At 39.0% G+C, this 11,746-nt stretch carries 10 protein-coding genes and 2 pseudogenes; 9 read left to right on the forward strand and 3 right to left on the reverse strand.

Annotated elements, in window-relative coordinates:
• Window positions 1-199 precede the first annotated feature (199 nt).
• Both Q2T41_RS21050 and Q2T41_RS19995 read left to right on the forward strand, forming a co-directional pair.
• Window positions 200-621: pseudogene (locus tag Q2T41_RS21050) on the forward strand (SulP family inorganic anion transporter); the annotation flags it as partial.
• 222 nt (window positions 622-843) lie between these two features.
• Complete coding sequence (locus tag Q2T41_RS19995; RefSeq protein ID WP_304437538.1) at window positions 844-996, forward strand: hypothetical protein; 153 nt, start codon at window positions 844-846, stop codon at window positions 994-996.
• A 9-nt stretch (window positions 997-1,005) separates the two neighbouring features.
• Here Q2T41_RS19995 and Q2T41_RS20000 read toward each other — a convergent pair whose 3' ends face one another.
• Window positions 1,006-2,283 (reverse strand): branched-chain amino acid transport system II carrier protein, encoded by a 1,278-nt coding sequence (locus tag Q2T41_RS20000; protein WP_304435989.1) that lies wholly within the window; start codon window positions 2,281-2,283, stop codon window positions 1,006-1,008.
• Window positions 2,284-2,534: 251 nt separating this feature from the next.
• Here Q2T41_RS20000 and Q2T41_RS20005 point away from each other — a divergent pair, with 251 nt between their 5' ends.
• Window positions 2,535-2,753, forward strand: a complete 219-nt coding sequence (locus Q2T41_RS20005) for a DUF1660 family phage protein (RefSeq protein WP_089258524.1) — start codon at window positions 2,535-2,537, stop codon at window positions 2,751-2,753.
• Window positions 2,754-2,760: 7 nt separating this feature from the next.
• On the opposite strand, the gene thiL is transcribed toward Q2T41_RS20005, so the two are convergent.
• The gene (thiL, locus tag Q2T41_RS20010; protein ID WP_304435990.1) at window positions 2,761-3,804 is read right to left on the reverse strand and encodes a thiamine-phosphate kinase; all 1,044 of its coding nucleotides are present in this window, start codon (window positions 3,802-3,804) and stop codon (window positions 2,761-2,763) included.
• Between the two features lie 100 nt (window positions 3,805-3,904).
• Window positions 3,905-5,362, reverse strand: a complete 1,458-nt coding sequence (locus Q2T41_RS20015) for a Gfo/Idh/MocA family protein (protein WP_304435991.1) — start codon at window positions 5,360-5,362, stop codon at window positions 3,905-3,907.
• 139 nt (window positions 5,363-5,501) lie between these two features.
• Between Q2T41_RS20015 and Q2T41_RS20020 the strand changes: the two genes are divergently transcribed.
• The 6 genes and pseudogenes from Q2T41_RS20020 to sufC all read left to right on the forward strand — a co-directional run.
• Window positions 5,502-6,722 (forward strand): choice-of-anchor B family protein, encoded by a 1,221-nt coding sequence (locus tag Q2T41_RS20020; protein ID WP_304435992.1) that lies wholly within the window; start codon window positions 5,502-5,504, stop codon window positions 6,720-6,722.
• 2 nt (window positions 6,723-6,724) lie between these two features.
• A complete protein-coding gene (locus tag Q2T41_RS20025) occupies window positions 6,725-8,068 on the forward strand; it encodes a hypothetical protein (RefSeq protein ID WP_304435993.1) in 1,344 nt (447 codons plus the stop codon).
• 124 nt (window positions 8,069-8,192) lie between these two features.
• Window positions 8,193-8,522 (forward strand): HesB/IscA family protein, encoded by a 330-nt coding sequence (locus Q2T41_RS20030; RefSeq protein WP_089258534.1) that lies wholly within the window; start codon window positions 8,193-8,195, stop codon window positions 8,520-8,522.
• A gap of 334 nt (window positions 8,523-8,856) precedes the next feature.
• Window positions 8,857-10,302 (forward strand): Fe-S cluster assembly protein SufB, encoded by a 1,446-nt coding sequence (sufB, locus tag Q2T41_RS20035; protein ID WP_304435994.1) that lies wholly within the window; start codon window positions 8,857-8,859, stop codon window positions 10,300-10,302.
• Window positions 10,303-10,315: 13 nt separating this feature from the next.
• Window positions 10,316-11,188, forward strand: a complete 873-nt coding sequence (locus tag Q2T41_RS20040; protein WP_304435995.1) for an N-acyl homoserine lactonase family protein — start codon at window positions 10,316-10,318, stop codon at window positions 11,186-11,188.
• Window positions 11,189-11,194: 6 nt separating this feature from the next.
• Window positions 11,195-11,746 (forward strand): annotated as a pseudogene (sufC, locus tag Q2T41_RS20045) (Fe-S cluster assembly ATPase SufC); the annotation flags it as partial.

Genomic DNA, 11,746 nt, shown 5'->3' on the forward strand with positions numbered 1-11,746 from the left:
ATTGCACCGGAAGGCTATGCTTTTCTGGTGATCCCCGTAATTGGGAACAAACCAAATACGATACTGCCAAATTATCTCCTTTGGGAGAGAAGTTATTGGGATTAAAGGACTGGTAAACAGATAATTTGGTAATAATCTACATGTTTGTGGCAGGGCCGGTAAATATTTACTATTTTGCGCCCTTTAAAGGTTTTGATACATGGCGAAGATTTTCAATTTATTTGATTTAATCAAAAGGTAGATTATAAGACAGAAATTTTATCTGGACTTACCGTAGCGTTGGCCTTGGTGCCAGAAGCAATAGCATTTGCATTAATACCAGGGTTTTCTCCCTTAACCGGTTTATATGCCGCTTTTGTTCTGGCATTGATTACCTCAATTTTTGGTGGTAGACCGGGTATGATTTCGGGTGCAACGGAGCAGTTGCTGTCGTATTCATTGGTTTAATACTTGAATAAAGAGAAACTTTCGGGTATAGCGCCAGAAACTATTTTAAACTATGTGTTCGCAACCGTAATTATTGCGGGGATATTACAAATACTGGCCGAGTTTTAAAATTAGGAAAGTTTATCAGGTTGGTGCCTCACCCGTTATGTTCGGCTTGTCAATGGTTTGGCAATCTCCTTAAAGGACTTTCATCGACCAAACCTTTAATCATTACAGGAGATTTTAATGTGGCACATACCGCAAACGATTTGGCAAACCCAAAAGCAATTACAATAAAACATCTGGTTTACCCAAGTGGAAATAGACGGATTTGACCATATGTTGAAGAACTCAATCTAGTGGATAGTTTTAGAAAATTGCATCCTACCACGTTTAATAAGTATACCTTTTTGGAGTATGCGCGGTGGTGCAAGAGGGAGAAATGTTGGTTGGCGCTTAGACTATTTTTTAGTCAGCGAATCTATTTGGGACAAAGTGAAATCTGCAGAGATACATGATCAGATTTTGGGTAGTGACCATTGTCCTATTAGTTTGGAAATAGAGTTTTAGAAATTCGCTTTAATTTGTATTTGTTCTGGCTAAAATATTGGTCAGGACAAATACCAAAAGTGCTGGCAAAACCCAGCCCAAACTATATTGCTGCAGGGGAATCCATGAAAATGTATCTGCTGCTGGTGCTAATGCACTTATACTACCCAAGAAATCAGGTATACTAAATAGGATAGTGGTAACCGCCACCATTTTGAAGACCAAAGGTGTAGCATATTTATCAGGGAATATATTTAAAAGAATTAGGATTATGGTCAATGGATAAATGAACATTAATGAGGGTACGGCAACCGCAATGATATACCCAACGTTAAACTGACCCATGAGCACCCCCAACACACTACCAATAATTGCCATAAGGATATAAGCCGTTTTAGATTCCTTAAACCTTGATGCTACATAATCTGCCGTGCCGGTCACTATACCTACCGCTGTGGTAAAGCACGCCAAACCAACCAATATACTCAAGAACAAATTGCCAATATTCCCCAAACTCTGTTTTGCAAGGCCAGATAAGATTTCTGTCCTAGTGGTCTCCACGTTAAAAACCGTATGTGACAATGCCCCGGAAAGAATTAAACCCATATAAATCAAGAACAGCGATAAACCGGCAAACCAGGCAGCGTTCATAATCAATGTTTTCTTTTCATCATACCTTGCATCAACATATTTTAGATTGATAGATATGATAATGACCCCACCAACGACTACGGCGCCAATGGCATCAAAGGTTTGGTAGCCTTCCAAAATACCGTTGGTAAAGGGGCTTTCAATTGTTGTGCTTCCAAATTCAAACGGAAATGAAAAAACCGTTATTCCAATGACCAATAGCAAGATAATGATTATTGCAGGGGTTAAAATCTTGCCCAGTATGTTCAAAATTTTGGAACGGTTTAAAGCAAATAGTAAGACCAGGCCAAAATAAATACTACTGGTATACCAAGAAGAAATTTCCCAATAGGGCTGTATAGCCATTTCGTGTGTAACGGAAGCTGTTCTGGGACTAGGGAGGGCTATCGCAATTGCATAAATGAAAAATGCATAGATCAAGCTGAACAAAGGTGACACCTTATTGCCAAAATCTATAAGTGTTCCCTGTAATTTTGCATGTGCCAAAATACCTAATACGGGTATCACTACGGCAGATAATCCAAAACCTATAGTTACTATGAGCCATTGATTTCCAGAATTAAAGCCCAATAATGGGGGTAAAATTAGGTTGCCCGCCCCAAAAAAAAGGGAGAATAGGGCAAAGGCGGTTACAAGGGTTTCCTTCTTTTTAAACATAGATGCAATTTAAGTGAAAGTTTATTAAATAACAGACCTGCCAAGGATTTTGATGATTCAAGACACCAAAAAAAAGAAGGTTGACAACAGGATAGGTCAGACTCACAACAAATAGTGGTACAGTTCTTTAATATACAGTACATTAACATTAAGAAATTAAACTTATGTCAATTTCTTACTAGTAAACCTAATTATAAACCGCATATTTTAGATTACCCAGATTGTAACCTTTGCACCAAAAAACCTACAGCATGAAAAAATTATTCTGCAACATTTTCGGCCATCATTACTCCATTTCTAAAAAAGTAACCTCCCACATTAAAGAGTACAAGTGTATTCATTGCCAAAAACAAGTTACTACAGATGTAAGTGGCAACCTTTCTAGTTTAACTCCAGAATTACAGGATATCAATAGGACATTAGAGCGTATTTACCAAAGAAGGCATACCGCTACACAACAAGTAGCATAGCATTATTTTACGCAAAAGAGTTCCAGCCCTGAGCGGTCAATGGAATTTTTGTATTATTCCTGGAAATTAAGAAAGCACCTTCATTTTCTCCCGTAGTATGCCCCACAACGGTAAAATTAGGATTGCCCTTTATTTTTGGGAATTCTTTTTGGTCTATGGTAAACAGCAATTCATAATCTTCGCCTCCACTTAAGGCTACCAAGGTACTATCCATTTTAAATTCCTCACAGGCAGATATTACAGTTGGGTCAAGTGGAATCTTATCTTCATATAAATCTATACCTAGGCCACTACTTTTGCTTAAATGCAATATTTCAGATGATAGTCCGTCGCTAATATCGATCATGCTGGTAGGATGAACCTTTAATTTTTTAAGGAGATCTGGAATATCTTTTCGTGCTTCAGGCTTTAACTGCCGTTCAACAATATAAGAATAGGGCTCTAGATCGGGTTGGCTATTGGGGTTTACCTTAAATACTTCTTTTTCCCGTTCTAAGACCTGTAGTCCCATATAGGCTGCACCTAAATCTCCCGTTACGACCAAAAGGTCATTAGGTTTGGCACCGGAGCGGTAGGCAAGGCTAGATTCTTCCGCTTCTCCTATGGCCGTTACACTAATGAGCAACCCTGTCTTTGAAGACGTGGTATCCCCGCCCACTAGATCTACATTGTACATTTTACAGGCCGTGGCAATACCGGAATATAATTCTTCCAGGGCTTCTAAAGGAAATCTATTGGACACCGCAATGGATACGGTTATTTGTGTAGCCGTTGCGTTCATTGCATAGATATCGGATAAATTTACCATGACCGCTTTATACCCTAAATGTTTTAATGGCATATAGCTGAGGTCAAAATGCACACCTTCAATTAATAGATCGGTACTGATCACCGTTTTTTTGTCCTTGAAATCTAACACGGTAGCATCATCGCCTATACCCTTAATGGTTGACTTCCGGGAAATCTTGAAATCCTTGGTAAGATGTTCAATTAAGCCAAATTCCCCTAATTTTTCCAGTGATGTTCTTTCTTGGTCTTTGTTTTCTAGCATGCTGCAAATTTAAGAAGTAAATACAAGATAAAAACCAAAAATAACCGGGGCATTTGTGCCCCGGTTCATTATTAAAATCAATTAGATGCAAATTAACGGTCTAGCCTAAGGAGTACCCTTCCCTATAGGTTCTTTTTACATATTTATTGGCCGGTTCAAAATTGGTGATCTTCATATTTGCTGCATCCCACTGTAAGCGTTTTCTGCCATAATATTGCTTGCCTCCGCCCCAAAAGCTTTGGTTTTCCACGGTAGGGTCTACTTCAAAGTATGATTTCAATGCTAAATTACCAATTAAAATACTTTCCGTAAACGGACCGGCATAGTCAAAGGAGGAGCTGGTTTCTGCATTGCCATACCCTGCCATACATGCATTTACCCATTGTAAATAATGGCCTTCCGGTACACGGGCAATGGTTTGCTCTACTTCAAACTGTTCGTTGAGACTTAATGGCAATAACCTTGGGTTGGCACCATAACAATCTGCCATTAGTTTTCCTTTAGTACCTATAAATAGCACGCCGCCATCCCAATTTCCTAAGGCTTCATCATCCCCTAGTTCCTCTGGGCGCTCAGGAAGAAGTCCGCCATCCATCCAAGTAACCTTTATTTTGCCTTTGCCATCGGTTCTTGGATAGCTAAGATGGATTTTACTGGAATTCGGAAAACTTTTTGGATAATCCTTGTATTCAAAATTCCCTTTGAACGAATCCGATACACTGCACTCTACGGTATCCGGATAAAGAATAGGTAAAATTCTATAAACGGGGTCCATGATATGGCATGCCATATCACCTAAGGCACCCGTTCCAAAATCCGACCACCCTCTCCAATCAAACGGTAAATACGCATCATTATAATCGCGCATTGCCGCAGTGCCAAGCCAAAGGTCCCAGTTTAGACCTTTAGGTATCCTATCTTTTTTGGTAGGTGTCTGCAACGCTTGGGGCCAAATTGCCCTATTGGTCCAACATTTTACGGTATGGACATCACCTATAATACCTGTATCGTAAATCTCCTTCATTTTACGGACCCCATCTCCAGAACCGCCCTGGTTTCCCATTTGGGTTACCACTTTGAATTTTTTTGCAGCTTCGGTAAGCATTCTGGCTTCCCAAATATCATGGGTCAACGGTTTTTGAACATATACATGCTTGCCCATTGCCATTGCTTGGTATGCTGCCACCGCATGGTTATGGTCTGGCGTAGAAACGGAAACGGCATCAATATTACTGCTTTCCTTCTCTAACATTTCCCTAAAATCATTATAGTAACTGGCCTTGGGAAAAGCTTCTCTGGATTTAACGGCCTGTCTATCATCTACATCGCATAATGATACAATATTGACATTTGGACTTTCTGCAAACGAAGCAATATCACTTTGTCCTTTGCCACCTGCGCCAATACCGGCTATATTCAGTTTATCACTTGGCGCAATAAACCCCGTTCCGCCCAATACATGTCTAGGGACGATCATAAATCCGGCTGCGGCCATACCGGTGTTTTTCATGAATTTTCTGCGCGAACTTTTTTTAATGTGTGTCTTTTTGTTTGACATAAGGTAAACTTGTTTTATTGATAGTTGATTTGATCATCAAGATAATTTAATTATGGCAATAATATGGACCTCAATTCAGTTTTATGATTTTTCATAAAATGCAATTAGTATCTTTAAGTATTGATTTTAAATTAATTGCATGAAAAAGGTTCTTTATCTTTTAACATTTTTTGGGATTTTTGGGTGCTCTTCTGATAATGATTCTATTCAGAATAATGTACCCGATGTTGTTACTTCTGTATCCATGCCTTGTGAAAACGGTATGGCAGGAATATACCCTTGTAATGGGTATGATTTTTTGGCCAATATTAGCTTGGAAACGATGCAGGCGGCTTCGGGCAATGATATTTGGGGGTGGACAGATATTGAGACAGGAAAGGAATACGCAATTATGGGTTTGGATAATGGTACAGCTTTTATAGATATTACGGATGCCGAAAACCCAACTTTTCTGGGAAAATTGCCCACTGCTACCAGTGCAAGTTCTTGGAGAGATGTAAAGGTTTATGGAGATTATGCCTACATCGTTGCCGAAGCCGATAATCATGGTGTTCAAGTGTTCGACCTTAAAAAACTTAGGGGAGTAAATAATCTTCCCTTAACGTTTATTGCAGATGGTAATTATACCGGTATTGGTAATGCTCATAATATTGTAATCAATCCCTCCTCTGGATTTGCCTATCCTGTGGGTACAGATAGGGACGATGACTACAATGGTGGCGTACATTTTCTTGATCTTCAAAATCCAATTGCCCCTCTGGCGGCCGGTGGGTGGGGTGTTAACGGGTATACTCATGATGCACAGGTCATTACGTACAGTGGTCCAGATACTGACTATCAAGGTGCGGAACTATTTGTTGGGGCTAATGAAGATCAAGTTGTTATAGTAGATATTAGTAATAAAAATTCCCCTTTGACATTGGCTACTTTGCCTTACCCAAATATTGGTTATACCCACCAAGGGTGGTTTACAGATGACCAGCGGTATTTTATTTTAGGAGATGAATTGGATGAAATCCGTCAAGGTTTTAACACCAGAACTTTGATTTTTGATATGGCGGACTTGGAAAATCCTGTTTTGCACCACACCTATTTAGGTCCTACAAGTGCTATAGACCATAATGGATATGTTTTGGGGAACGAATTTTTTCTAGCTAATTACACTGCCGGAGTCCGTGTGTTGAACATAACCAATATAGGGGACAAGGTAATTACTGAAGAGGCTTTTTTTGATACCTACCCGGCAAATGATAACACCCAGTTTTCTGGTGTGTGGAGTGTTTATCCCTATTTTGAAAGTGGAAATGTTATTGTCAGTGATATTGATGGCGGAATATTTATCATTAAAAAATCTGATTGAATATGCGTAAAACGGCACTTATAATCTCTATTATGCTTTATTTTTCTTGCGCAAAGGAAGAAGCGGAAGTAACGTTCAATACTTTGGAATCTTCGTTCAAGGGAGAATTGGAATGGGTTAGAAATTTTGGCGGTAGTAGTGTTGAAAGTGCTCAGGCCATTATAAAGACCAATGATGGCGGCTTTGCAATTATTGGATATACAGGCAGTATAAATGGTGATATTGATACCAAAACCATTGAAGAAAATGATTATTGGCTCTTAAAGTTTGACCGCGATGCAAATTTACAATGGAACAAAACCTATGGGGGCAGCAAAGATGATATTGGGCAAAGTTTGGCACAGACCAGTGATGGCGGGTTTATTTTAACCGGTTATGCAATGAGCAGTGACGGCGACGCCACTAATAATGAAGGATTTCATGACAATTGGATCGTGAAGTTGAATGCACAGGGCAATTTGGAGTGGGAAAGTAGTTACGGCTTTTCTGGACATGACCATTCCTACGATATTCTTGAGGCATCTCAGGGAGGGTATTTTTTCACAGGATTTTTGGATATTACATCGGCACGTGCAGACGGTAATATTGAAAAAGGCAATACCTTAACGAGTCATGGTGTAGGTGAATTTTGGGGCACCAAGATAGATGAAGAGGGCAGTGTGCAATGGCGCGGTTATTTTGGAGGAACCAACAATGATCGTGCGCATAGTGTGGTACAGGCAAATGACGGTGGTTTTGTCATGGCCGGTTTTACCGAAAGTGACGATTATGATATTAGCAGCACCAATGGTAGCTATGATTTTTGGGTCGTAAAGGTAGATGCGTTTGGTAACCTGGTCTGGGAACAATCTTTTGGTGGGGAAGGTATTGAGGTTTCCTATGATATTGCCAAAACTACGGATGGCGGTTTTGTGGTCGTAGGCAATACGTTTAGTACTAATGGCGATATTTTAAATAACCACGGTGAATCTGATATGTGGATGATCAAATTGGATGAAAATGGCAATTTGGAATGGGAGCAGACCTATGGTGGCAGCAAGTTTGATCTGGCACAGGCGGTCGTAGAAAGTATGGATGGCGGATTTTTAATTGCCGGAAACACTAAAAGCAATGATTATGATGCCTCTAACAATATGGGGGAAAATGATATTTGGTTGGTAAAGACCAACCAAACCGGTAATCTTGTTTGGCAGCAATCTTATGGCGGTTCCGGACTTGATTTTGGTTTTGACCTAATGGAAAACCCAGATGGGAGCGTTTTCGTTGTGGGGGAATCATCAAGTGCCGATTTTAACCCCCTTATCCTTAAAGGTAAATCAGACCTGATCCTTTTAAAAATCAAATAAAACACACCAGATATTCTTATAGGATTCTCCTATGTTGATATACGTTATAATAATGTTAGGTTCTATGGAAAAAACCTACTTATGACGTATATTTGTAAACTATTTAGATTAAATCCAGTTAATTATGATTCAGGTATCAGAAACGGCTAAAAGGAAAGTCATCAACCTTATGACAGAGGAAGGTTTTGACGCGACCAAGGATTATGTGCGTGTGGGTGTTAAGAGCGGCGGATGTAGTGGATTGTCTTATGAATTGAATTTTGATAATAAAAAAGATGAAGCTGATAAGGTTTTTGAAGATAACGATGTACGTATCATTGTAGATAAAAAAAGTTTTTTATACTTAGTAGGTACAGTATTGGAATATTCTGGTGGACTTAACGGTAAGGGTTTCGTCTTTAACAATCCCAATGCACAAAGAACATGTGGTTGTGGTGAAAGTTTTTCATTATAGTATAAAGTAAAACGAGAAAAAGGAAATAGGCAAAGGTTGTTATGTATAGTTCTTTTGAAAATTTAGAAGTATACAAATTATCAAAAGCGTTTATAGGGGATATCTTTAAATTGCTTGACAGTCAGCCTTATATGTTGCTTAGGGATTTTCCAACTAGTTGTAGAATCCTTTTTATATAATGGATTAAACAGGATATTTTGAAAAAAGAGAATTAATAGAGTATAGAGAACAAATTGCGATAATTTCAAAGCAGCTAGCAAACTATATTAAATATGTTAAGAAGAGATATGGTTAGTTTTAACTCGTCAACTTTTAACTTATTAACTATGAATATATGGCATATACAGAAGAAGAATTAAAGAAAGAATTGGAAACCAAAGAGTATGAATATGGTTTCTACACCGATATAGAATCTGAAACGTTTCCAAATGGTTTGAGCGAAGAAATCGTTATTGCCATATCCAAGAAAAAGGAGGAGCCGGAATGGATGACGCTTTGGCGTTTAGAGGCTTTTAAATATTGGAAGGAAATGGCTGAGCCAGAATGGGCAAATGTACATTATACAAAACCCGATTTTCAGGCAATTTCATATTATTCCGCCCCTAAAAAGGCAGATCCCAACAAAACTTTGGATGATGTTGATCCGGAATTGTTGGAGATGTACAAGAAACTTGGGATTTCTGTAGACGAACAAAAGAAACTACAGAATGTTGCGGTAGACATTGTTATGGATTCGGTTTCGGTTGCCACCACGTTTAAAAAGACCTTGGCGGAAAAAGGAATTATATTCTGCTCCATATCGGAAGCCATTAAGGAACACCCTGAACTGGTAAAAAAATACATTGGTTCTGTAGTGCCAAAAAGAGATAATTTTTATGCGGCTTTGAACTCCGCTGTTTTTTCTGATGGTAGTTTCTGTTACATTCCTAAAGGCGTTCGCTGTCCAATGGAACTTTCTACCTATTTTAGAATCAACCAAGCAGGTACCGGCCAATTTGAACGTACATTGGTCATTGCAGATGAAGATAGTTATGTAAGTTACTTAGAAGGGTGTACTGCACCATCTAGAGATGAAAACCAACTACATGCCGCCGTGGTAGAATTAATTGCCTTGGACGGTGCGGAAATAAAATATTCTACGGTTCAAAATTGGTTCCCGGGAGGCAAGGACGGTAAAGGAGGGGTCTATAATTTTGTGACCAAAAGAGCATTGTGTGAGAAAAACGCCAAAGTTTCATGGACACAGGTAGAAACAGGATCTGCCGTTACCTGGAAATATCCTTCCTGTATCTTAAAAGGAGATAATTCCATAGGGGAATTTTATTCTATTGCTGTAACCAATAATTACCAACAGGCAGATACAGGTACCAAAATGGTCCATATTGGAAAGAACACCAAAAGTACCATTATCTCTAAAGGTATTTCTGCCGGAAAATCTCAAAACAGTTATCGTGGGTTGGTACAGGTGAATAGCCGAGCGGAAGGTGCGCGTAATTTTTCGCAGTGCGATTCCCTTTTAATGGGCAATGAATGTGGGGCACACACATTCCCTTATATTGAGGCCAAGAATAAATCGGCAATGATAGAGCACGAGGCCACAACCAGTAAGATTGGTGAGGACCAAATATTTTATTGCAACCAAAGAGGTATTGATACGGAAAAAGCAATAGCGTTGATCGTAAATGGGTTCAGTAAAGAAGTGTTGAATAAGTTACCAATGGAATTTGCCGTGGAGGCTCAAAAACTTTTGGAAATTAGTTTAGAAGGATCTGTTGGATAAAGTAAATACACTAATGAGAAATTTTTTAATCATCATAGTTCTGATTTTCGCATTTAGCTGCAAAGAAAATAAGAACGAAACTAAAGCTGAAATCACTTCACAAGAAGTAGTAAAGCCAGAGGTGAAATTGTACACTTTTAATGGTGGTACTGTTATGGTCAATAACCTGGAATTATTTTCTCAGGACACCACCTATCATGGCCAGACCAAGGAATTTGCAGACCCGTTCTATGTTATTAGCCATCCTAAAGGTAATCTCATGTGGGATGCAGGACTTCCTGAAAGTTTAATCGCTATGGACGAACCGTACACGGACCCAAGCGGCGCATTTACGGTAAGTAGAAAAGACTCTATAGTTAATCAACTAAAACGTATTGGCATGGTGCCAACGGATATTGATTTTATAGCCTTGTCCCATACCCATTTTGATCATAGTGGGCATGCCAATGTCCTTAAAGAGGCTACATGGTTGGTGCAACAAAGTGAATATGATTTTATCACAAGTGAGGAAACCCAAAAGAACAATGCAGATATTTATAATGCGATCAAGGATTTGACCAAGACAAAACCGCTTACTGGTGACTATGACGTTTTTGGTGACGGTACCGTTGTCATTAAATCTATGCCAGGACATACCCCGGGACATCAGGTTTTGTATTTGGACCTTCCTGAAAGCGGCCCTTTACTATTAACCGGCGATCTGTATCATTTGTATGAAAATAGAACACATAGAAGAGTACCTATTTTTAATTATGATGTTGAGGAAACATTAAATAGCATGTCCAGTTTTGAAGCTTTGGCAAAGGAGAACAATGCCAAAGTATACATGCAACATTCAAAAGAAGATTTTAATAAAATGCCTAAGGCACCAGAATATTTAAAGTAACATATTATGTTGAAAATTACAAACTTACACGCTAGTGTGGAGGATAAGGAAATACTAAAAGGAATAAACTTGGAAGTTAAGGCGGGTGAGGTACATGCTATTATGGGTCCTAATGGCTCAGGTAAAAGTACCTTGGCATCCGTAATTGCGGGTAAAGAGGATTTTGAGGTAACGGAAGGTGCCATAGAATTAAATGGAGAGGACTTGGAAGACGTGTCGCCAGAAGAAAGAGCCCATAAAGGTGTTTTTTCTTTTTTCAATATCCGGTAGAAATTCCTGGAGTATCCGTAACCAATTTCATGAAAACGGCCATTAACGAATCCGTAAGGCTAGAGGTCTTGAAGATATGCTGCAAAGGAGATGTTGAAGTTGATCAGGGAAAAATCGGAATTATTGGAAATAGACCGTAAATTCTTGTCGCGTAGTTTAATGAAGTTTTTCTGGCGGTGAGAAAAAAAGAAACGAAATTTTTCAAATGGCCATGCTAGAACCTAAAGTGGCTATTTTGGATGAACGGATTACCGGTCTTGATAATCGATGCATTGCGTATCGTTTCCA

Source organism: Maribacter confluentis (assembly GCF_030505015.1).
GTDB lineage: Bacteria > Bacteroidota > Bacteroidia > Flavobacteriales > Flavobacteriaceae > Maribacter > Maribacter sedimenticola.

Bases quoted from the DNA above. Each gene is read 5' to 3' on its own strand.
- Q2T41_RS19995 (WP_304437538.1), top strand. From the start codon at position 844: ATGCGCGGTGGTGCAAGAGGGAGAAATGTTGGTTGGCGCTTAGACTAT.
- Q2T41_RS20000 (WP_304435989.1), bottom strand. From the start codon at position 2,283: ATGTTTAAAAAGAAGGAAACCCTTGTAACCGCCTTTGCCCTATTCTCC.
- Q2T41_RS20005 (WP_089258524.1), top strand. From the start codon at position 2,535: ATGAAAAAATTATTCTGCAACATTTTCGGCCATCATTACTCCATTTCT.
- thiL (WP_304435990.1), bottom strand. From the start codon at position 3,804: ATGCTAGAAAACAAAGACCAAGAAAGAACATCACTGGAAAAATTAGGG.
- Q2T41_RS20015 (WP_304435991.1), bottom strand. From the start codon at position 5,362: ATGTCAAACAAAAAGACACACATTAAAAAAAGTTCGCGCAGAAAATTC.
- Q2T41_RS20020 (WP_304435992.1), top strand. From the start codon at position 5,502: ATGAAAAAGGTTCTTTATCTTTTAACATTTTTTGGGATTTTTGGGTGC.
- Q2T41_RS20025 (WP_304435993.1), top strand. From the start codon at position 6,725: ATGCGTAAAACGGCACTTATAATCTCTATTATGCTTTATTTTTCTTGC.
- Q2T41_RS20030 (WP_089258534.1), top strand. From the start codon at position 8,193: ATGATTCAGGTATCAGAAACGGCTAAAAGGAAAGTCATCAACCTTATG.
- sufB (WP_304435994.1), top strand. From the start codon at position 8,857: ATGGCATATACAGAAGAAGAATTAAAGAAAGAATTGGAAACCAAAGAG.
- Q2T41_RS20040 (WP_304435995.1), top strand. From the start codon at position 10,316: ATGAGAAATTTTTTAATCATCATAGTTCTGATTTTCGCATTTAGCTGC.